20 protein-coding genes are annotated in these 21,455 nt (G+C 70.9%); 5 read left to right on the forward strand and 15 right to left on the reverse strand.

Features of this window, described 5'->3' with window-relative positions; genetic code table 11:
* Positions 1–19: 19 nt before the first annotated feature.
* Both yicI and SOM13_RS08755 read left to right on the forward strand, forming a co-directional pair.
* Positions 20–2,353 carry an alpha-xylosidase gene (gene yicI, locus SOM13_RS08750; protein WP_320479467.1) on the forward strand — a complete coding sequence of 778 codons (2,334 nt, stop codon included), beginning with the start codon at positions 20–22 and terminating at the stop codon, positions 2,351–2,353.
* Positions 2,354–2,408: 55 nt separating this feature from the next.
* Positions 2,409–3,587 carry an ROK family transcriptional regulator gene (locus SOM13_RS08755; RefSeq protein ID WP_192061545.1) on the forward strand — a complete coding sequence of 393 codons (1,179 nt, stop codon included), beginning with the start codon at positions 2,409–2,411 and terminating at the stop codon, positions 3,585–3,587.
* Between the two features lie 83 nt (positions 3,588–3,670).
* Here SOM13_RS08755 and SOM13_RS08760 read toward each other — a convergent pair whose 3' ends face one another.
* The 13 genes from SOM13_RS08760 to SOM13_RS08820 all read right to left on the reverse strand — a co-directional run bounded on the left by SOM13_RS08760 (position 3,671) and on the right by SOM13_RS08820 (position 16,788).
* Positions 3,671–4,393 (reverse strand): metal-dependent transcriptional regulator, encoded by a 723-nt coding sequence (locus SOM13_RS08760; protein WP_320479468.1) that lies wholly within the window; start codon positions 4,391–4,393, stop codon positions 3,671–3,673.
* A 220-nt stretch (positions 4,394–4,613) separates the two neighbouring features.
* A complete protein-coding gene (gene rplL, locus SOM13_RS08765) occupies positions 4,614–4,997 on the reverse strand; it encodes a 50S ribosomal protein L7/L12 (RefSeq protein WP_192058750.1) in 384 nt (127 codons plus the stop codon).
* A 49-nt stretch (positions 4,998–5,046) separates the two neighbouring features.
* Positions 5,047–5,562 carry a 50S ribosomal protein L10 gene (gene rplJ, locus SOM13_RS08770; protein ID WP_192058752.1) on the reverse strand — a complete coding sequence of 172 codons (516 nt, stop codon included), beginning with the start codon at positions 5,560–5,562 and terminating at the stop codon, positions 5,047–5,049.
* 305 nt (positions 5,563–5,867) lie between these two features.
* Positions 5,868–7,379 carry a sensor histidine kinase gene (locus SOM13_RS08775; RefSeq protein ID WP_197981659.1) on the reverse strand — a complete coding sequence of 504 codons (1,512 nt, stop codon included), beginning with the start codon at positions 7,377–7,379 and terminating at the stop codon, positions 5,868–5,870.
* A 65-nt stretch (positions 7,380–7,444) separates the two neighbouring features.
* Positions 7,445–8,203 (reverse strand): response regulator transcription factor, encoded by a 759-nt coding sequence (locus SOM13_RS08780; RefSeq protein WP_374231395.1) that lies wholly within the window; start codon positions 8,201–8,203, stop codon positions 7,445–7,447.
* Positions 8,204–8,258: 55 nt separating this feature from the next.
* Positions 8,259–9,224: a biopolymer transporter Tol gene (locus tag SOM13_RS08785; RefSeq protein ID WP_320477845.1), complete on the reverse strand. Its 966-nt coding sequence runs from the start codon at positions 9,222–9,224 to the stop codon at positions 8,259–8,261.
* Between the two features lie 16 nt (positions 9,225–9,240).
* Positions 9,241–10,254, reverse strand: coding sequence for a sugar phosphate isomerase/epimerase family protein (locus tag SOM13_RS08790; RefSeq protein WP_192058756.1), 1,014 nt, complete (start codon positions 10,252–10,254; stop codon positions 9,241–9,243).
* Positions 10,255–10,309: 55 nt separating this feature from the next.
* Positions 10,310–11,458 (reverse strand): Gfo/Idh/MocA family oxidoreductase, encoded by a 1,149-nt coding sequence (locus SOM13_RS08795; protein WP_320479469.1) that lies wholly within the window; start codon positions 11,456–11,458, stop codon positions 10,310–10,312.
* Positions 11,455–12,294: a carbohydrate ABC transporter permease gene (locus tag SOM13_RS08800; RefSeq protein ID WP_192058758.1), complete on the reverse strand. Its 840-nt coding sequence runs from the start codon at positions 12,292–12,294 to the stop codon at positions 11,455–11,457. The genes SOM13_RS08795 and SOM13_RS08800 overlap by 4 nt, the downstream gene beginning before the upstream one ends.
* A complete protein-coding gene (locus tag SOM13_RS08805) occupies positions 12,287–13,285 on the reverse strand; it encodes a sugar ABC transporter permease (protein WP_320479470.1) in 999 nt (332 codons plus the stop codon). The genes SOM13_RS08800 and SOM13_RS08805 overlap by 8 nt, the downstream gene beginning before the upstream one ends.
* 78 nt (positions 13,286–13,363) lie before the next feature.
* Positions 13,364–14,689 (reverse strand): ABC transporter substrate-binding protein, encoded by a 1,326-nt coding sequence (locus SOM13_RS08810; RefSeq protein WP_192058762.1) that lies wholly within the window; start codon positions 14,687–14,689, stop codon positions 13,364–13,366.
* 201 nt (positions 14,690–14,890) lie between these two features.
* Complete coding sequence (locus SOM13_RS08815; protein ID WP_320479471.1) at positions 14,891–16,054, reverse strand: Gfo/Idh/MocA family oxidoreductase; 1,164 nt, start codon at positions 16,052–16,054, stop codon at positions 14,891–14,893.
* Positions 16,051–16,788, reverse strand: a complete 738-nt coding sequence (locus tag SOM13_RS08820) for a sugar phosphate isomerase/epimerase family protein (RefSeq protein WP_192058766.1) — start codon at positions 16,786–16,788, stop codon at positions 16,051–16,053. The genes SOM13_RS08815 and SOM13_RS08820 overlap by 4 nt, the downstream gene beginning before the upstream one ends.
* 175 nt (positions 16,789–16,963) lie before the next feature.
* Between SOM13_RS08820 and SOM13_RS08825 the strand changes: the two genes are divergently transcribed.
* The 3 genes from SOM13_RS08825 to SOM13_RS08835 all read left to right on the forward strand — a co-directional run bounded on the left by SOM13_RS08825 (position 16,964) and on the right by SOM13_RS08835 (position 20,121).
* Positions 16,964–18,154: an ROK family transcriptional regulator gene (locus SOM13_RS08825; protein WP_243214572.1), complete on the forward strand. Its 1,191-nt coding sequence runs from the start codon at positions 16,964–16,966 to the stop codon at positions 18,152–18,154.
* A 110-nt stretch (positions 18,155–18,264) separates the two neighbouring features.
* Positions 18,265–18,978, forward strand: coding sequence for a YqaJ viral recombinase family protein (locus tag SOM13_RS08830; RefSeq protein WP_243214574.1), 714 nt, complete (start codon positions 18,265–18,267; stop codon positions 18,976–18,978).
* Between the two features lie 168 nt (positions 18,979–19,146).
* Positions 19,147–20,121: an NADP-dependent oxidoreductase gene (locus tag SOM13_RS08835; RefSeq protein ID WP_243214575.1), complete on the forward strand. Its 975-nt coding sequence runs from the start codon at positions 19,147–19,149 to the stop codon at positions 20,119–20,121.
* 19 nt (positions 20,122–20,140) lie between these two features.
* Here the strand turns inward: SOM13_RS08835 and SOM13_RS08840 are convergent, their stop codons facing one another.
* Together SOM13_RS08840 and rplA are read right to left on the reverse strand one after the other, a co-directional pair.
* A complete protein-coding gene (locus SOM13_RS08840; RefSeq protein ID WP_320479472.1) occupies positions 20,141–20,677 on the reverse strand; it encodes a GNAT family N-acetyltransferase in 537 nt (178 codons plus the stop codon).
* An 88-nt stretch (positions 20,678–20,765) separates the two neighbouring features.
* Complete coding sequence (gene rplA / locus SOM13_RS08845; RefSeq protein ID WP_055795799.1) at positions 20,766–21,455, reverse strand: 50S ribosomal protein L1; 690 nt, start codon at positions 21,453–21,455, stop codon at positions 20,766–20,768.

Below are 21,455 nucleotides of genomic sequence, written 5' to 3' on the forward strand. Positions count from 1 at the left end.
ACCGCTCGAAAGGCACCCCATGAAGTTCACCGACGGCTTCTGGCAGACGCGTCCCGGCGTCTCCTCCCTCTTCGGCCAGGAGGTCTACGACGTCGAGACCGGTGACGACGGGCGCTCGCTCGCCGTCACGGCCCCCACCAAGGTCATCGCGCACCGCGGCGACACGCTCAACCGGCCGGTGCTCACCGTGGGCCTCAGCTCGCCGATGGAGGGCGTGATCGCCGTCGAGGTCACGCACTTCGCCGGCGGTCGCGACGAGATCGGCTTCGACCTGGTCGGCGCCGAGGGCGGCCCGGCCGGGGTCGGCGTCGCCGAAGTGACCGAAGGAGGTGCGACGCTGTCCTCGGGGCGGCTCACCGCCTCCCTGGGTCGCGGCGGTCCCTTCGACCTCGTCTTCCGCGACGGCGACACCGTGCTCACGCGCTCGGGTGCGAAGTCGGTCGGGTACCACCAGGTGGCCCCCGACGCGCGGATCGACGGCGCCATGGTCGGCGCCGTGCTGAAGGGCGCGGGGCGTCCGGGCACGGCGACGGACCACGCCCCGTCGTACGTCTCGCAGCAGCTGTCGCTCGGCGTCGGCGAGCTGGTCTACGGGCTGGGCGAGCGCTTCGGTCCGCTCGTGAAGAACGGGCAGACCGTCGACGTCTGGAACGCCGACGGCGGCACCTCGAGCGAACAGGCCTACAAGAACGTGCCGTTCTACCTGACGAACCGCGGGTACGGCGTCCTCGTCGACCACCCGGGGCACGTCTCGTACGAGATCGGCTCCGAGGCGGTCGAACGCGTGCAGTTCTCGGTCGCGGGCGAGACCCTGCGCTATCTGGTGATCGCCGGCCCGACCCCGGCCGATGTGCTCGACCGGTACACGCGGCTCACCGGTCGCCCGGCGCACGTGCCGGCCTGGTCGTACGGCCTGTGGCTCTCGACCTCGTTCACGACCGACTACGACGAGGAGACGGTCACCGCCTTCGTCGACGAGATGGCCGCGCGCGACATGCCGATCAGCGTCTTCCACTTCGACTGCTTCTGGATGCGCGAGTTCCAGTGGTGCGACTTCGAATGGGACCCTCGGGTCTTCCCCGACCCCGAGGGCATGCTGGCGCGTCTGCACGAGCGCGACCTCCGGGTCTGCGTCTGGATCAACCCGTACATCGGGCAGCGCTCGACGCTGTTCCGCGAGGCGGCCGACGCCGGCTACCTCGTGAGGAACCCCGACGGCAGCGTCTGGCAGTGGGACCTCTGGCAGGCGGGCATGGGGTTGGTCGACTTCACGAACCCCGACGCGACGGCCTGGTTCCAGGGCCATCTGCGTCGGCTGCAGGCCCAGGGCGTCGACGCGTTCAAGACCGACTTCGGCGAGCGCATCCCCACCGACGTGGTCTGGCACGACGGCTCCGACCCCGAGCGGATGCACAACTGGTACACGCAGCTCTACAACCGCGCCGTCTTCGACGTCCTCGAGGAGGTCCGCGGCGAGGGCGACGCCGTGGTCTTCGCGCGCTCGGCGACGACCGGCGGCCAGGCGCTGCCCGTTCACTGGGGCGGCGACTCCACCTCGACCTTCGAATCGATGGCGGAGACGCTGCGTGGCGGTCTGTCGCTCGCGATGAGCGGCTTCTCGTTCTGGAGTCACGACATCGGCGGCTTCGAGGGCATGCCCGATCCCGACGTCTACAAGCGCTGGACGGCGTTCGGTCTCCTCTCGAGCCACAGCCGGTTCCACGGCAGCAGCTCGGTGCGGGTGCCGTGGGCGTTCGACGACGAGGCCGTCGAGGTGACCCGGGTCTTCACGAAGCTCAAGCTGCGGCTGATGCCCTACCTCTACGCCGCGGGGCTCGAGTCCACCCGCACCGGGCTGCCGGTCATGCGGCCGATGGCGCTGGCGTTCCCGGGCGACCGGGGTGCGGCGCACATCGACACGCAGTACCTGCTCGGCGACGACCTGCTCGTGGCGCCGGTGTTCTCCGCCGACGGCACCGTCGAGGTCTACCTGCCGGCCGGGCGCTGGACGAACTGGTTCACGGGCGAGGTCGTCGACGCGGGGGCGGGTGTCTGGCGCACCGAGACCCACGGGGTGCTGACCCTGCCGCTGTACGTCCGTGAGGGTGCCGTCATCCCGATGGGCGGGCGTGACGACCGCCCCGACCACGACTACCTCGACGGGCTCGTGCTGCGGGTGCTCCCCGGCGGCGACGGCGCCCGCACGGTGACCGTGACGACGCCCGACGGCGAGACGGCCGACTTCGTCGTGACGCGGGCAGGAGGCGCGGTGTCGGTCGAGACCACCGCCTCCTCGTCCGGGTCGACGCGCGTGGCTCCGCAGCTCGAGCGCTTCGGCGTCGGCTGGGACTGACACGGCGCCTGCCGCCCCCGTACCGCGAGCCGGTACGCTCGGCCGAGGAGGCCACGTGACGATCGAACCCGGGGCGCGCGCCGACGGTGTGCGCCAGACGAACCTGTCGGCGGTGCTCGGGCTCGTGCACGCGGCAGGCCCGCGCTCGCGCTCGGCGCTGACGCAGGCGACCGGGTTGAACCGATCGACCATCGCGGCTCTCGTCGGCGAGCTCGCCGAGCGCGGACTCGTCATCGAGACCGACCCCGTGGGCATCGCCCGGGTCGGCCGACCGAGCCCCGTGGTCGCCGCGAGCCGCGACGTCGTCGCGTACGCCGTCAACCCCGAGATCGACGCCGTGACCGTCGGGGTCGTCGGGCTCGACGGCGTCGTGCGCTCGCGGATCCGCCACGAGACCGACGGCATCCCGACGGCACGGGGCGCGGCGGCTGTCGCCGCCTCGGTCATCGACGAGCTGCGCGCCGCGTCGCCCGGCGTGGTGGAGGTCGGGGTCGGCCTCGCCGTGCCCGGTCTCGTCCGCGCCGACGGAGGTCTCGTCCGGCTGGCTCCGCACCTCGGCTGGGTCGACGAGCCGTTCGCCGAGCTCGTCGCCGACGCCGCCGGTCTGCCGGCTCGCGCGGCGAACGACGCGTCCGCCGCGGCCCTCGCCGAGGGGCGCTTCGGGGCCGGGCGCGGGGTCGACGACCTGGTGTTCCTCAACGGCGGGGCGAGCGGTGTCGGCGGGGGAGTCCTCGTCGGCGGCGCCCCGCTCGTCGGAGCCGGCGGCTACGCGGGCGAACTCGGTCACACGCTCGTGAACTCGGTCGGGCGACTCTGCCACTGCGGGGCGACCGGCTGCCTCGAGACCGAGGTCGGTCAGGCCGAGCTGCTGGCCGTGACCGGTCTCGACCGGTCGCAGGTCGACGAGCTCGCCGCGGCGCTCGTCGCGTCGACCCCGGGGTCGGAGGCGCGGGTCGAGGTGCAGCGCCAGGTCGACTTCCTGGCGATCGCCCTCCGCAACGTCGTCAACGTCTTCGATCCGAGTCTCATCGTGCTGGGCGGGTTCCTCGCGTCGCTGCTCGCGGCCGAGCCGGAGCGTCTGCTCGCCGGGGTCACCGCTCAGGCGCTGCCCGGCTCGGCCGACGATCTGCGCATCGTCCCGGCCGAGCTCGGAGCCGACCGTCTCACCATCGGGGCCGCCGAGCTCGCCTTCGCGCGCCTCCTCGCCGACCCGGCCGGCACCCGTCTGCCCTAGCCGCCCGTCTGCCCCGGCCACCCGGCCGCGTCGATCGGGTCCGGTCCGAGACCGGGTGCGCGAGCGGCCTGCCCTCCCCGGGGTCAGACGTGCGTGTGCGGCTCGGAGTTCGCCCAGACCGAGGCGGCGGCCGGCCCGGCCAGTTCGACCGTCTCGACGGGCAGGTCGTGGGCGTCGGTGACGACGACCTGCAACGACCCCGCGTAGTCGCGGCGCTCGCCGATCCGCACGTGGGCGCCGACCCGCAGGTCGAGCGAGCTGAGGTAGCGCAGCAGCTCGGGCTCGTCGTCCGAGACGCGCACCACGTAGCCGCACTCGCCCTCGGCGAACTCGCCCAGCCGGTGGGCGACGGGGCGCACGGTGGTGCCGTCGCTCGCGGGGATCGGGTCGCCGTGCGGGTCCGCGGTCGGTCGGCCGAGCTCGACGTCGAAGGCCTCGAGCAGGCGGTCGCTGACGGCGTGCTCGAGGATCTCGGCCTCGTCGTGCACCTCGTCCCACCCGTAGCCGAGGCGCTCGACGAGGTACGTCTCGATCAGTCGGTGACGGCGCACGACGGCGATCGCGACGGCGCGACCGGTCTCGGTCAGGGCGATGCGGCGGTACGGCTCGTAGTCGATGAAGCCGTCGCGTTCGAGCTTCCGCAGGTTGCCCGACACCGTCGAGGCGCCGACCCCGAGCGTGGCCGCGATCTCGTTCGTCGTGATGCCGGGGGCGTCGCCGTCGACGGCCCACTCGTCTGCCTTCCAGATGACCTTGAGGTAGTTCTCGGTCATCGTGGAGGGCGCCGAACCGGCTTCCGTTGGCATGCCCCGATTCTAGGTGGCCCTCCCCTGGGTCCAGGTGCGGCGGGTCCGCGTCATCGGCGGCGGGTCAGCGCTGACCCGCCGCCGATGACGGGAACCCGCCGAAGCCCCTGCCACGCTCGCACGCACGCACGCCCGCACGCACGGGCACGCGCACGGGGCGCGACGGCGAAAGGCGCCACCCCGGAGGGTGACGCCTTTCGTGTGAAGCGGTGAAGCGGAATTACTTGAGGGTGACGGTGGCGCCGGCAGCCTCGAGCTGGCCCTTGGCCTTCTCGGCGGCTTCCTTCGAAGCACCCTCGAGGACGGTGCTGGGGGCACCGTCGACGACGGCCTTGGCCTCGCCGAGACCGAGGCTCGTGAGCGCACGGACCTCCTTGATGACCTGGATCTTCTTGTCGCCAGCAGCCTCGAGCACGACGTCGAAGGCGCTCTGCTCTTCGACCTCTTCAGCGGCGGCGGCGGGGCCGGCGGCACCGGCGGCGGCCACGGGGGCAGCAGCGGTGACCTCGAAGACCTCTTCGAACTTCTTCACGAAGTCGCTGAGCTCGATGAGCGTGAGCTCCTTGAAGGCCTCGATCAGTTCGTCCTGCGTGAGCTTCGCCATGGTGTTCTCCTTATGGGTTTTCTAAAGTGTGGGTTGGTACGACAGCTGTTCAGCTGTCGCTTTCCTGCTTGGCACGCAGCGCCTCGACCGTGCGAACGGCCTGCGACAGCGGTGCCTGGAACAGGTAGGCAGCACCGAACAGCGAAGCCTTGAAGGCGCCGGCCAGTTTGCCCAGCAGCACCTCTCGGGATTCGAGATCGGCGAGCTGCTTGACCTCGTCTGCCGTGAGCGGGTTACCGTCGAAGTAACCGTTCTTCACGATCAGAGCGGGGTGTGCCTTGGCGAAGTCACGCAGGCTCTTGGCGACGGCGACAGGGTCTCCGTGCACGAAGGCGATCGCAGAAGGTCCGACGAGTTCGTCGTCGAACGAGCTGATTCCGGCGTTGTTCGCCGCGATCTTGCTGAGCGTGTTCTTCACCACGGCGTACGTCGCGTCTGCACTGATGGACTTGCGGAGCTCTTTCAGCTCGGCAACAGTGAGACCGCGGTACTCGGTGAGCAGAACGGCGGTCGAGTCACGGAAGTTCTCCGTGAGCTCGGCGACCGATGCTTCCTTGTTCGCCATGGCTCTCCTAAAACGTGGGTGTGCCGGTAGCCCCCCGGCCTCGAACGCTGCACGCCTCAGGTCTGAGATCAGAGGACTGATCTCGGGTCTGAGGTGTTCAGCACAAAGAAAAAAGCTCCGGCGCAAGCGCACGGAGCTGGATCTCTTCGAGAAGAGGAACGACTTCACACACCTGCGCTGGTCGCTCTCTCTCGAGAACCTTCGGCATCCGTCTGCGAGCAGGCGAACACGACCGGCGGTCTTGGGCTGTGAACAGAGTAGACGCAGGAGGCGCGATCACGCAAGTCGCGCCTCCTGCGCCGGCGTCAGCTCGCGTCGGGCCGAGCGGCGGCCGTCGCGGGGAACGGCAGTCGGATGGTGAAGGCGGCCCCGGCCGGCGAGCTGTCGACGTCGACCCGACCGCCGTGCGCCTGCACCACGGCCTGCACGATCGCCAGGCCGAGACCGGTCGATCCGGCTTTGCGCGACCGCGAGCTGTCGGCCCGGGCGAACCGCTCGAACAGCACGGGCAGCACCCCGGGGTCGATGCCCGGGCCCTCGTCGGCGACCCGGACGACGGCGGCGCCCGGCTCGACCGAGAGCGTCACGTGCACGCGGGTTCCGTCGGGCGTGTGGGTGCGGGCGTTCGTCAGCAGGTTGGCGACGATCTGGTGCAGCCGCATGCCGTCGCCCGAGACGACCACGGGTTCGTCGGGCACGTCGACGTCGACGTCGTGCGACGGTCCGGCCACATGCGCGTCGTTCACGGCGTCGAGCACGATGCGGGTCAGGTCGACGTCGGCGAGCACGAGGTCGCGCCCCTCGTCGAGTCGGGCCAGCAGCAGGAGGTCCTCCACGAGCGAGGTCATCCGCAGCGCCTCGGACTCGATCCGCCCCATGGCGTAGACGACGTCGTCGGGCAGATCGGTGTTCATGCGACGGGTGAGCTCTGCGTAGCCGCGCACGGAGGCGAGCGGGGTGCGGAGCTCGTGCGAGGCGTCGGCGACGAACTGCCGCACCTTGTTCTCGGACTGCTGCCGCGCCTCCAGCGCTCCGGCGACGTGGCCGAGCATGCGGTTCAGCGACGCGCCGACGCGACCCACCTCGGTGCGGGTGTCGGTGTCCTGCTCGTCGACGCGCTCGGCGAGCGCCACCTCGCCGCGGTCCAGCGGCAGCTCGGCGACCCGGAGGGCCGTGTCGGACATCCGCTGCAGCGGCCGCAGCGCCGAACGGACCACGGCGAAGGCGATGGCGATCGCGACCGCGAGACCGACGATCGTCACGGCGGCGATGGCGACGACCATGACGGTGATGGTGCGGTCGACGCTGCTGGTGGGCAGACCGACGACGAGATAGGCCGGCGTCGAGCTCGACAGCAGGGTGCCCCGCAGGGCCTCGACCCGGTACGACCCGAGATCGCCGCCGAGGTCGACCGTCATCGCCGGCGTCCGCCCGTCGCCGTCGACGGGGCTCTCGACGACGGCGGCCAGCGAGTCGCCGGATCCTCCGAGGTCGACGGTCTCGAGGTCGCCCCCGTCGGTGATGCGGTAGGCGGCCCGCACCACTCCGTCGACGACCACGGCGGTCACCGTGCCGGGAGCCTGACGCGGTCCGTTGAGCTCGTCGCCGTCGGGCGAGAGGGAGGGTTCGGACGCGCCGCCCTGAGAAGCCGCCCGCGTGGTGGCCCCGGCGAGCTCGCCGTCGAGCTGGTCCATCAGCGACACGCGCAGCACGAGCACGCTGAGCGAGCCGATCACCACGGTCAGCAGCACGACGAGCGCCACGATGCTGAGGATCAGACGCTGCCGGAGGGTGAGGGGGCCGGCGACACCGGGCATGCTCCGCCCCAGGCTCCGCCAGGAATTCCGGAGGCGCGACCCGGTCGGAGAGGGCAGGGGCCGACTCACGAGACGGGCTTGATCACGTAACCCACGCCGCGCACGGTGTGGATCATGGCCTCCTCGCCGGCGTCGATCTTCTTGCGGAGGTACGAGATGTAGATCTCGACGACGCTCGACTTGCCGCCGAAGTCGTAGCTCCAGACCCGGTCGAGGATCTGCGCCTTGCTCAGCACCCGACGCGGGTTCCGCATCAGGAACCGGAGCAGCTCGAACTCGGTCGCCGTCAGCTCGATCTCGCGATCGCCTCGGTGCACCTCGTAGCTCTCCTCGTCGAGCACGAGGTCGCCCACCGTGATGCGCGAGTCGGCGCTCTCGCTGAGCGCGGACGCCGAACGACGGATCAGCCCGCGGAGTCGAGCCACGACCTCCTCGAGGGAGAACGGCTTGGTGACGTAGTCGTCGCCCCCGGCGGTGAGCCCCTGCACGCGGTCCTCGACGGCGTCCTTCGCGGTGAGGAACAGGATCGGGGTGTCGTCGCCGCCCTGACGGAGGCGGCCGAGCACCTGGAGACCGTCGATGTCGGGCAGCATCCAGTCGAGCACCATCGCGTCGGGCTTGAACTCGCGGGCGAGCGTCAGCGCGCTCTGCCCGTCGGAGGCGGCCTTGACGTCCCACCCCTCGTACCGGAGCGCCATCGAGAGCAGGTCGGTGAGGCTGTTCTCGTCGTCGACGACGAGAACTCGGAGAGGCGATCCGTCGGCCCGGGTGAGTCTCGGGGCGGCTGCGGTGGCGGGGGGCGTCGTGGTCACATTCTCCAGTATCGGGAGATTCCTATGAGCGGACTGTGCAGCGCCGATGGACGAGCCGTGACGTCGCTCAGGCGAGGGGGTAGTCGGCGCAGGCGAAACGGGACGAGTCGGGCGACCAGCCGGGCACGTTCACCGTGCCCTGGCCGCCGAACAGCGCGAGGACGTCGTGCGGCGTCGCCCCCGGCTCGGGCAGGCCGTCGCCGCCGAGCGGGAGGGTGCGCAGCACGACGTCGCGGTTCTCGGGGTGACCGAGCGTCCCCGGCTCGAACGAGACGTAGAGCAGAGTGCAGCCGTCGGGCGACACGTGCGGGAACCAGTTCACCCGCTCGTCGTGCGTCACCTGCACCGCCCCCGCGCCGTCGAGACCCGTGCGGAACAGCTGAGCGTGACCGGCGACTCCCCCGGAGGCGCGCTCCGAGTTGAACCACAGCCGGGCGCCGTCGGGAGCGAACTCGGCCCCGTCGTCGGGGTGCTCGTCGTCCGTGACCGGGGTGGCCGCGCCGTCGGACACCGCGACCAGGGCGACGTTCGTGCGCCAGTCGACCCGCGCCTCCTCGGCTCCGGGGTCGGCGACCGGCGCCGGCAGGGCGCCCACGATCACGCTGAGCGTGCCGCCGTCGGGCGAGACCCCGTGCAGGTAGTTCTTGTGGTTGCGCCCCTCGGGGTGCGGACGCGTGACGCGGCGGGCCGACTCCCCCGCGGGTACGCCCTCCCACGGGATCTCGTAGACGTGCCCGTCACGGGCGCTGACGAAGACGACCGACCCGTCGGGCGCGATCACGTGGTCGTTGTTGATCTCGGGCACGTCGCCCATCGGCACGGCCTCGAGCGCGGTCTCGTCGACGGCGCGGGCGTCGACCGGCAGGCGCCAGAGCAGACCGTCGCCGTTGACGACCAGCCAGCGGCCGTCCGGGCTCCAGTTGGGTGCCTCGACCAGCAGGGTGCGGCTCTCGAAGACGGTCTCGGTCGCCCCGGTCGCGGGGTCGACGATCAGCACGCGGCAGCGCTGGCCGGGGAGGAGGGTGCGGGGCATGTCGAGGTCTCTCGGGCTACTGGTTCGAGAAGGCGGAGTCGAAGGAGGCGGTGGGCCGCTTCCAGAGCAGCGAACGGATGTGCGCGAGCGCCTCGGGAGCGCCGTGCAGGCGGTCCATGCCCGCGTCCTCCCACTCGATCGAGATGGGGCCGTCGTAGCCGATGGAGTCGAGGGCGCGGAAGGCGTCCTCCCAGTTCATGTCGCCGTGACCGGTGGAGACGAAGTCCCAGCCGCGCCGCGGGTCGCCCCAGGGCAGGTGCGAGCCGAGCACGCCCGACCGACCCGACGGCGGCTTGATCCGGGTGTCCTTGCAGTCGACGTGGTAGATCCGGTCGGCGAAGTCGGTGATGAAGCCCACGGTGTCGACGCCCTGCCAGAGCATGTGCGAAGGGTCCCAGTTGAAGCCGAACGCCTGACGGTGCTCGATGGCCTCGAGGGTGCGGACGCTCGTCCAGTGGTCGTAGGCGATCTCGCTGGGGTGCACCTCGTGCGCGAACCGGACCCCCTCGGCGTCGAAGACGTCGAGGATGGGGTTCCAGCGGTCGGCGAAGTCCTGGTAGCCGGCGTCGATCACCGAGGCGGGCACCGGGGGGAACATCGCCACGTAGGGCCAGATCTTCGAGCCGGTGAAGCCGACGACGGTGTCGACCCCCATCTTGCGGGCGACGCGCGCGGCGCGCTTCATATCTTCGGCGGCGCGCTGCCGCACGCCCTCGGGGTCGCCGTCGCCCCAGGTCGAGGGGCGGACGATGGCCTGGTGTCGGAAGTCGATCGGATCGTCGCACACGGCCTGCCCGGTGAGGTGGTTCGAGATCGCCCAGACCTTCAACCCGTGACGGTCGAGCACCTCCAGTCGCGACCGCAGGTAGGCGTCGTCGACGTCCGCTCGCTCGAGGTCGAGGTGGTCGCCCGATGCGGCGATCTCGAGCCCGTCGTACCCCCAGCCGGCCGCGAGCGCGGCGACCTCCTCGAAGGGCAGGTCGGCCCACTGGCCGGTGAACAGGGTGACGGGGCGGGAGCTCTCGGTCATGGGTCCTTCTCGTTCGGGGCGGTCGTCGGTCTCGGCGCGGGTGCGGTCGCCCTGCTCAGGGCACGTCGACCCAGGTGCGGCCGGCCGCCGAGTCGAGCACGGCCTCGGTGACCCGTGCCGCCCGCAGGCCGTCGGCGAAGGTGGGCAGCCCCTCGGGCGCGCCGCCGCGGACGGCGTCGTGGGCGTCGCGGACGAACGCCGCGAAGGCGTCGACGTACCCCATCGGGTGGCCGGCCGGCACGGTCGAGAGCCGTGCGGCGTCGGGCGAGAGGATCGACGCGTCGCGCGGCACCAGGCGTGCGCCCGAGCGGCGGCCGACCCAGAGGGTCTCGGGCTCCTCCTGCGAGAACTCGAGGCTCTCGGCGGTGCCCGACACGTCGAGCAGGAGGCGGTTCTTCCGACCCGGGGCGACCTGCGACACGAAGAGGGTCCCGATCGCACCGCCGAGGGTCTCGAAGACCACCGCGGCCTCGTCCTCCGTGTCGACGCGGGTGCCGCCCCGGCTGTCGTGCGCGCGGTTGGTGGTCGACGTCAGCCGCGCCAGCCGATCGCCGATCACGAACTCGAGCAGATCGACCAGGTGGCTGCCGATGTCGGCGAACGCCCGCGACGGCCCGCCGGCCGCCGAGTCGACCCGCCAGTCGACGTCGCCGCTGTCGAGCAGCCAGTCCTGGAGGTACGAGCCCCGCACGCTGAGCACCCGACCGGCCTCGCCCGCCGCGACCCGGGCCCTGGCCTCGCGCACCATCGGGTGGTAGCGGTAGACGAACGGGACGGCGCCGACGAGTCCGCCCGCGGCGGCGGCCTCGACCAGAGCCGTCGCCTCGGCGGCCGAGGTCGCCAACGGCTTCTCGCAGATGACGTGCTTGCCCGCCGCGAGCGCCGCGAGCGCCACCGGGGCGTGCGTCGCGTTCGGCGAGCAGACGTGGACCACGTCGACCCGCGGGTCGCGCACGAGGTCGTCGACCGTCTCGTGCGCGGTGTCCACGCCGAGGGCGCCGGCCGCGCGGCCGGCGCTCGAGGCGCTGGACGAAGCGAGGGCGACCACTCGGGCACCGGCCGCCCGTGCCGCGCCGGCGTGGACGCGGGCCATGAAGCCCCCGCCCACGATGCCGACACGGAGCGGTTCGACCGGAGCCGCGCCTCCGGCGGTCTCCCCCTGGAGGGCGAGACCGACCGCCGCGACCTCGCCCGGAGGGGTCACTTCACGGCCCCCGACGAGAGCCCGGTGATCAAGTGTCTCTGCACGAGCATGAAGCCTATGAGAACCGGCAGCGACACCACGACCGAGGCGGCCATGAGCTGGTTCCAGTAGACGTCCTGCTGCGACGCGTAGGCCCGGAGTCCGATCGACAGGGTGCGGGTGTCCTTGCTGGTCAGCACCGAGGCGAAGAGCACCTCGCCCCAGGCGGTGATGAAGGCGTACACGGCGACGGCGATGATGCCGGGCTTCGCGACCGGGATGATCACGCGGAACAGGGCGCCGAGGCGACCCGTGCCGTCGATCATCGAGGCCTCCTCCAGCTCTTTCGGGATGGACGCGAAGTACCCCGTCAGCATCCAGATCGAGAACGGCAGCGAGAAGGTCATGTACGTGATGATCAGCCCGAGGTAGCTGCCCGTCAGCTGCACCCCGACCGTGCGCTGGATCTGCACGAAGATGAGGAACAGCGGCAGGAGGAACAGGATGCCGGGGAACATCTGCGTCGACAGGACGACCAGGCTGAAGCTGCGCTGGCCGCGGAACCTCATGCGGGCCAGGGCGTAGGCGGCCAGCACGGCCATCGACACCGACAGGATCGTCGCCGACACCGTGACGATCAGGCTGTTCTTGAAGTACGTCGCCAGGGGCACCGTCTGCCAGATCTGCACGTACGGCTCGAGCGTCACCCGCGAGGGGATCCAGGTGAACAGCCCCTGCACGTCGGCGAGCGGCTTGATCGAGGTCGTGAGCACCACGTAGAGCGGGATGACCACGACCAGCGACAGGAAGGCCAGCCCGAAGAAGCGGAAGATCTTGAAGCCGCGGGTCTCAATCATTGTCGTTCTGTCCCTTCGGGAGCACCATGCGGATGTAGAACGCCGAGGCGATCAGCAGGACCACCAGGAGCATGACGCTCATGGCACCGCCGAGACCGAAGTTCCAGTTGTTGAACGACTGCTGGTAGATCAGCGGCGAGATCAACGTCGCCTGCTCGGGCGACGCCGGGCCGAAGAGCACGTACGGCACGTTGAACTGGTTGAAGATCCAGAGGCTCATGATCAGCAGCAGCACCGCGTTCGCGGGCTTGACCATCGGCAGCGTGATCTGCGTGAACTGCTTCCAGAGGCTCGCGCCGTCGAGGCTGGCGGCCTCGTAGACGTCGCCCGGGATGTTCTGCAGCGCGGCCAGCAGCATCAGGAACGCGAACGGCCAGAACTGCCACGCGGTGACGATGACGATGGCCCAGAACGAGTTGCCGCCGAGCAGCCAGAAGGGGCGGTCCTGCAGGATCCCGAGGTCGTCGACCAGGAACCGGTTGATGGCGCCGTCGCGCTGGTTGAACATGAACGCCCAGGCGATCGTGCCGACGTACGAGGGCAGCGCGTAGGGCACCAGGAAGAGCGTGCGGAGCACTCCGCGGCCCTTGAACGAGCTGGTCAGCAGCACCGCTCCGAGCATGCCCATGCTCCAGGCGATCGCGACGACGATCACGGTGAAGAGCAGCGTCCGTCCGAGCGCCCCGTAGAGCTGCGTGGCGATCGGCGAGCTCGGGTTCAGCGCGGTGACGAAGTTCTGCAGCCCCACGAAGGGGGCGTTGACCCAGTTCGCGATGCTCAGCTGGTTGAGGGTGATGAAGGCGATCCAGATGCCGAGCACCATCGGGACGATGTGGACGAGCAGCTCGGCCAGGGCGGCCGGCGTGACCAGGAGGTACGCCAGGGGTGAGCGGTGCCTCTTGCGTTTCGCGGGCTCGATCGGAGCCAGCTGATGCGGATCGGGCGGCGTGTCCTTCTCGGACGTCGCGGGGGGCAGGACGTTGACGGTCATGAGGGTCCTCTCGGGGCCTCGGCCGGGGCGGCCGGTCGTCGATCGACCGGCCGCCCCGACCTGCAGCGGTGGGACGGGCTACTGACCCGAGCTCATCTGGCTGTTCGCGTCCTCGAGGGCCGACTTCACGTCGTCCTCGCTGACGGAACCGCCCTGGGCAGCGGTGGCGAGGAGTCCCTTGACGGCGGTGCCGACCAGGGTCTCCATCTGTCCCTCCGAGGGGAAGAGGGGCATCGGCTGGGCGTGGTCGGCGAGCGTGACCTGCTTCAGCTTGATGGTCTCCGACTGGAACGCCGGGTCGTCGTACGCGCTGGTGACGACGGGCAGCGAGCTGAACGACTGGTTCAGGTAGACCTGCTCCTCGTCGCTCGTGAGGTGCTTGACGAAGTCGATCGCCGCATCCTTGTTATCCGAGTTGTCGAAGACGCTGACGTTGATGCCGGCGACGTGGCTCTGCGTGCCGAGCAGACCCGTCGCGTCGGCGCTCTCCATCGGCACCGGTGCCGCGGCGTAGTCCGTGAAGTCACGGGCGGCGAGGTTCGCGTCGGGTGCCTGGTCGAAGAACATCGCGGCCTGACCGTCGGCGAAGGTCGCCGCCATGTCGGAGCCGTTGACGCTCTCGGCGTCGGAGGGCGAGACGACCTTGTCGACGGCCATGAGGTCGACCCACTGCTTGACGCCGGCGACGACGCCGTCGTTCGCGAAGTCGGGCTCGCCGCTGTCGTCGTACAGGGCCCCGCCGTTCTGCAGACCCCGGACGAACGCCTGGTGCGAGTTGTTCGAGATGCTCGAGCCCGCCATGGTCACGCCCCACTGGTCGATCTCGCCGTCGCCGTCGGTGTCGATCGTCAGCTTCTTGGCATCCTCGACGAACTCGTCCCACGTGGCGGGCGGGTCGGTGATGCCGGCCGCCTCGAACATGGCCGTGTTGTAGTACAGCGAGTACGAGAGACCGTAGAGCGGCACCGACGTCGGAGCCTGCCCCTCGGCGCCACCGGTCGCGAAGCTGGACTGCACGAAGCGGTCCTGCCCGCCGACGGCCTCGAGCGGGTCGCCCTCCCACGGGACGAACGCGCCGCTCGACTGCAGCGACACCGCCCATGTGTTGCCGATGTTCAGCACGTCGGGGCCCTCGCCGCTCGACACGGCGGTGAGGATGCGGTTGTAGAGGTCGGACCACGGGATGACCTCGAGCTCGACCTCGACCCCGGTCTCCTCCGTGTAGCGGTCGATGGACTCCTGGAGGATCTCCGCGTCCTTCTCGACCGTGGGGGCCTGGTTGCTGGCCCAGTACGTGATCGTCTTGCTGTCGCCGTCGCCGCCTGAGGCGGAGCAGGCGGTCATCGACCCTGCGGCCACGACTCCTACGGCCAGTGCTGCGATCCAACGGGTCTTGTTCGTCATGACTTCTCCTGGTGTCTCATCTTCGAGATTTCTCTTCTTCGAGTAGGGAAGGTGCTGGTGGTGCTGTGTCTCTGGTGCTGTGTCTCTGGTGCTGTGCGTCGGTGGTGCGGTCTGTGGGGTGGGGCGGGGGTGCTGCGGCCCGGGGCCCCGGGTGCCGGTCTCGTCGTCGAGGGGCGCCCGGGGCCGGGCGTCGGTGGCGGTTCAGCCGAGGGTCGCGACCGAAGGGTCCCAGTCCTCCGGCAGCTCGGGTGTCGGTTCGAGGGTCGAGTCGACGACGACGCCTTCGTGGCGATCGGCCGACTCGGCGAGCGAGACCATGACGTCGAGCACGTGGAACGCGAGCTCGCCGGGCACCCGCTCGCGCCGACCGCCGCGGATGGCCTGCGCCAGCTCGGCGACGCCGGTGCCGCGGGTGAAGGTCGATCCGCTCGACGGCACGACCGTCGGCTCGTCGGCGCCGGTGTGCACGAGCGTGTCGCCCTCGAACTCGTTCGGGTCGGGGAACACGGCCGTGCCCTCCGTGCCGGCGATCTCGACGAAGCCCGCACGGGCCAGCTTCGAGTCGAAGCTGAAGACCGCCTGCGCGCTCGCGCCGCTCTCGAACTCGAGCAGCGCGCTGATGTGCGTCGGCACCTCGACGGGGAACACCGTCCCCGCCTTGGGGCCCGAGCCGATCGTGCGGGTGTCGCGCGCCTTCGACGACGTCGCCGTGACCTTCGCGACCGGGCCGAAGACCTGCACGAGCGTCGTGAGGTAGTACGGCCCGACGTCGAACATCGGCCCGGCGCCGTAGGCGAACAGGAACTCGGGGCTCGGGTGCCACGACTCGGGGCCGGGCACCTGGAACAGCGCCAGCCCGGTGAGAGGCGTGCCGATGTCGCCGCGGCGGACGACGCGGAGACCCGTCTGGAGCCCGGCGCCGAGGAACGTGTCGGGGGCCACGGCCACCCGCACGCCGGCCTCCTTCGCCGCGGCGAGCAGTCGCGCCCCGCTCTCGCGGTCGAGCGCGTAGGGCTTCTCGCCCCAGACGTGCTTGCCGGCGGCCACGGCCTTGAGGGCCACCTCCACGTGAGCGGCCGGGATGGTCAGGTTGACGACGATCTCGACGTCGTCGACGGCGAGCAGGTCGTCGACCGAACCGCTGGCCGGGACGCCCCACTTCTCGGCCTGCGCCGCGGCGCGCGCCTCGTCGATGTCGGCGATGAACAGCACCTTCAGATCGGGGAACCGCGTCAGGTTGCCGAGGTACTGGTCGCTGATGACGCCGGCGCCGATGACGCCGACTCCGACGGGCCCGGTCTTCGCCACGGCGGAGGGGCCCCCCGAGGAGGCGGTGGTCGCGGAGGCCGTGGTCGTGTCGGTCATGCGCGCACCCCGTCCAGGAACGAGTGGCTCTGCTCGAGCGCCGTGAAGACGTCGCCGTTGTGATCGTCGAGCTCGACGACGGCGAGCGCCTGCGGTGCGGCGCGCAGGATGTCGCGGACGGGCATCGTGCCCCGGCCGACGGCGACCTGCTCGGTGTCGTCCTTCGTCTTCGGACCGTCCTTGATGTGCAGGAACCGCACGCGGTCGCCCAGGCGGGCGAGCAGCTCGGCGGCGTCCACGCCCCCGACCTCCACCCAGTAGGTGTCGATCTCGAGCACGACGTCGGCGGGCAGCGCCGCCGCGAAGACCTCGAGGGCCGGGGTGCCGTCGATGAGGTTCTCGAGCTCGAACGCGTGGTTGTGGTACCCCACGGTGAGACCGTGCGCACGCGCCGCCTCGGCGACCTCGCCCAGCTCGGCGGCGACGGCCTCGACGTCTTCGCGGGTGATCCAGCGCGTCTCGTCGATGTGCGGGTCGATGACCGTCGAGACGCCCAGGCGCACCGCGGCCTCGAAGATCGGCTGGAGGTCCTGTCCGACGAGCTTGGCGTGGGCGCTCGGCGCGGTGAGGCCGGCGGCCGGGAGGGCCTCCGCGTACTCGTCGACCCGTTCGACGAACCCCCACGGCTCGACCTGCGTGTAGCCGATGTCGGCGAGGCGCTGGAGGGTGCCGGGCAGGTCCGCCGCGATGGCGTCCCTGACGGTGTAGAGCTGGACCGAGATCGGTGATGTCACCTGATGGACTCCTCTTCGAGTGGTGGCGGCACCGACGGAACCACCCCCGTTCGGGAGTCGATCGCCGGTGATCGAGACTCACCATAGGACCGCTTCTGTCGACGCGCAAGCAAAAGTCGTCGTGAATCGACGAGCTTGTCTCGATCGTCATCTCCGCCTGTGCTTTACTGCTCACATGTCCGACACGACCCGGTCGTCGGCGCTGGGGAGCGCCGGCGCGAGCGAGCTCTTCCAGCTGCTCCGCGACGGTCGGCCGCGGACTCGCGCCGAGCTCGCGACCATGACGGGGCTGGCCCGCTCGACGATCGGCCTGCGACTCGACGCGCTCATCGAGCTCGGTCTCGTCGGCCCCTTCGCCGACGCGGTCTCCACGGGGGGTCGCCCGCCGTCGCGGGTCGCCCTCGTCCCGTCGGCCAGGGTGGTGCTCGGCGCCGACTTCGGGGCGGGGCATCTGAACGTCGCCCTGACGGATCTGATGGGCGACGAGCTCGCCGTGCTGCGTACCGAGATCGACATCGCCGACGGCCCGGTGGCCGGGTTGACGGCCCTCCTCACCGCGGCCGACACGCTCCTCTCGGGCTTCAGCCGCAGTCGGGACGACCTGATCGGCGTGGGCATCGGCCTGCCCGGCCCCGTCCAGTTCGGCACGGGCCGCCCCGTGAACCCGCCGATCATGCCCGGCTGGGACGGCTTCGACGTGCCCGGCTGGATGCGGCGTCACCTCGACGTGCCCGTGCTCGTCGACAACGACGTCAACATCATGGCCCTCGGCGAGCGCGGTCACGCGTTCCCCGACACCGACCACTTCCTCTTCGTCAAGGTCGCCACCGGCATCGGCTCGGGCATCATCTCGGGCGGTCGCCTGCAGCGCGGCGCGCAGGGGATCGCCGGTGACATCGGGCACGTGCAGATCCCCCGCGGCGCGGGCATCGCCTGCCACTGCGGCAACGTGGGCTGCCTCGAGGCCGTCGCCTCGGGGCCCGCCATCGCCCGCGCGCTGCGCGCCTCGGGCCGCGACGTGGCCGGCGGTCGCGAGGTCATCGATCTCGTCCGTCGAGGCGACATCGAGGCGATCCAGGCCGTCCGTCAGGCCGGTCGCGATCTCGGCGAGGTCCTGACCGCCTGCGTCAACGTCATCAACCCGTCGGTCATCGCCATCGGCGGCTCGATGGCCCAGGCGGGCGAGCACCTCATCGCCGGGGTGCGCGAGATCGTGTACACGCGGTCGATGCCCCTCGCCACCGAGCACCTCAGCATCGTGCAGTCCCGGTCGGGCGACCGGGCGGCGATGATCGGGGCGAGCATGCTCGCGATCCACCACGCCCTCTCCCCCGCCGCCATCGACGAGCTCGCCGCCGCGGTCTGACGCACGAGGCAGGCGCCCGCTCCGTGCGACACGCCCCGACTCCGGCCGAGTCCGGCCGACACGGTCTCCGCCGGTTCGATCGAGCCGCCTCGACGAGCGACAATGGAGGCATGACCGTCGTCCAGCCCATGCTCTCCCTGTGGGACGACGACGAGACCGAGCCCGCGCCTCCTCGGCGACTCCGCCTCCCCGCCCACGAGACCCGCGTGCTGGCCGACTCGACCGACCGCATCGCCTGGCTCCGGGCCCGCAGCCAGGGCATCACGGCCACGGACGTGGCCCGCCTGTCGAGCGCGAAGGCCGTGCAGGCGGTCGTGCTCGACAAGATGTACGGCAACGGCTTCGGCGGCAACGCCTACACCGATCACGGTCGTGCGCGCGAGCCCGAGATCGCCCGCTGGGTGCTGCGCGAGCACGGCATCGAGCCCAGCTCGAAGCTGTTCCACGCCGCCGACCAGCGCCGCCACCTCGCGACCCCCGACGGTGTCGCCGTCCGGCCCGACGGCCGGGTCGAGCTCTGCGAGATCAAGACGACCAAGAAGGCGTGGACGAGCATCCCGCGCACGTACCTGCGTCAGGTGTTCTGGCAGCAGTACGTGCTCGGCGCCGAGCGCACCCTCGTCGTCTGGGAGCAGCACCTCGACTTCGTGCCCGTCGACGAGGTGCCCCTCAGCCGCTGGGTCGACCGCGACGACGACGAGATCCACCGCCTCGTCACGCTCGCCGACCACGTGCTCGACACCCTCGCGCGGCAGGCGCCCGTCGACCCCTTCGCGCTCGGTCGCCGCGCGTACGAGCCCCCGCCGTACGACCCGCTGCGCTGACTCCGCGGCCGGGCCGCGCGTTGCTGCTCCGCTCGCCCCGTCGAGACTTCTCCGAGCAGTGACACCGTCGAAACACGTCCGACTCACGGTCGCCCTTTACTGGGGAGGACCCGCGAAGGCCGGCCGTGCACCTGACGTGCACCGCGCCCAGGGGTCCGAGGGAGAGCGATGACGACGACGATGGCGACGACGATGCGCGCGATGGTGATCGACGAGACGGGCGGTGCCGATCGGATCGTCGCCCGAGACGTCCCCCGGCCCCGACGGATCGGCAGCGAGGTGCTGATCGAGGTCGTGGCGGCCGGGGTCAACCGCTGCGACGAGGAGGCGCGCGAGGGTCTCGGGGACGGCGTCGCCCCCACCGCGTTCCCCGTCGTACCCGGGCGCGACTTCAGCGGGGTCGTCGTCGAGACGCCGTACGCGGCCCATCCCCTCCGGGTCGGCGACGCCGTCTACGGCATGACCGCGTTCCCCCGAGGAGGCGGCAGCTACGCCCCCTACGTCAGCGTGCCCGCGCAGTCGGTCACCCGCAAACCCCCCGCGCTCTCGCATGTCGAGGCGGCGGGTGTGCCGCTCGCGGCCCTGACCGCCTGGGGCCTCGTCGTCGACCTCGCCAAGGCCCACGAGGGCCAGCGCATCCTCGTCCACGCGGGCGCGGGCGGGGTCGGGCACTTCGCCGTGCAGTTCGCCTCGTACTTCGGGGCGCACGTCGTGGCGACGGGTTCGAGTCGGAACTCGGGCTGGCTCCGCGAACTCGGAGCGGCCGAGGTCGTCGACTACTCCGTCTCGGAGTTCGACCGCACGGTGCGGGACATCGACGTCGTGGTCGACCTCCTCGACGACGTCGACGTCGCCAGACGATCGCTCCCGGTTCTCCGACCGGGCGGGCTGCTCGTGCACGCGTCGCCGTCGACCTGGCCCGCCGTCGCCGAGCTGGCGACCGAGGCGGGCGTCCGCTCGACGGGCTTCGCGGTGACCCCCGACGCGGCGACCCTGGCCGTCGTCACGCGCCTCCTCGACTCGGGCGACGTCCGGGTGTACATCGACGACGTCTACGACCTCGCTGACGCGGCGGACGCCCAGCGGAGGCTCGCCCAGGGGCACACCCGCGGCAAGCTGGTGCTGCGCGTCGGCGACGAGTGACCCTGCTGCCGGCAGCGTGTCAGACGGCGCACTCGAGCACGAGGTCGTCGTGCTCGCGACCGCCCACGACGAAGCGCCTCGCACCCACGGTCTCGAAGCCCCGCCCGGCGTAGAACGCCTGAGCGCGCACGTTCTCGCCGTTGACGCCGAGCCAGACGGACTCGGCGCCATCGGTGGCGGCGGCCTCGAAGACCGCGGCCATCATGCGCGCCGCCACGCCCTGCCCGTGCCGGTCGGGCATCACGTAGAACTTGCTCAGCTCGACCGTGGGCCGGGCCGTCACGGCTGAGGCGACGTCGGCGTCGGACGGCTCGCCATCGATCAGCATCGCGTAGCCGACGACATCTGCGATCTCCTCGTCGACGGCGACGAGGAGGGTCCGCGCGGGGTCGTCCAGGTACTCGGCGAACCGCTCGGCGCTGAGGGTGGTGGTGACGAACCGGGCGATCTCGACGAGGGGCGTGCCGGGTGGGCAGGCCAGAGGGAACGTGACGGCTGCGACGTGCGCGAGCGGTCGGACGTCGGGAGCGGCGGCGAGGCGGATGGAGACGGTCACCCGGCCATCGTGCCAGGGGACGACGAAGGCCGCCCCGCTCGAGAGCGGGACGGCCTGTCGTGACGATCGGTGTGATCGAGGCTGAAGCCTAGAAGACGTTGATGTCGAGGGGGATGCCGGGACCGAAGGTGGTCGACAGCGTGCCCTTGGTGATGTAACGGCCCTTCGAGGACGACGGCTTGAGGCGGACGACCTCGTCGAGCGCGGCGTCGAGGTTGGTGTTCAGCTGCTCTTCCGAGAAGCCGGCCTTGCCGATGACGAAGTGCACGTTGGAGTGCTTGTCGACACGGAACTCGATCTTTCCGCCCTTGATGTCGTTGACGGCCTGAGCCACGTTCGGCGTCACGGTGCCGGTCTTCGGGTTGGGCATCAGACCGCGCGGGCCGAGGACCTTACCGAGACGGCCGACCTTGCCCATGAGCTCGGGGGTCGAGACCGCGGAGTCGAACGACGTGTAACCGCCGGCGACCTTCTCGATGAGCTCGTCGCCACCGACCTCGTCGGCGCCGGCGGCGAGAGCCGCCTCGGCTGCCGCACCGGTCGCGAAGACGATGACGCGGGCGGTCTTACCCGTGCCGTGCGGCAGGATGACCGTGCCACGGACCATCTGGTCCGCCTTGCGGGGGTCGACGCCGAGCTTGAGCGCGACCTCGACGGTCGAGTCGAACTTCTTCGAACCGGTCTCGCGAGCGACGGCGACGGCCTCGCTGGTGCTGTAGAACTTGCCTGCCTCGATCTTCTCGGCAGCGGCGCGGTACGCCTTGGACTTCTGAGCCAT

It is taken from the genome of Frigoribacterium sp. CFBP9030, assembly GCF_034045195.1.
In the GTDB taxonomy this organism is placed as follows: domain Bacteria; phylum Actinomycetota; class Actinomycetes; order Actinomycetales; family Microbacteriaceae; genus Frigoribacterium.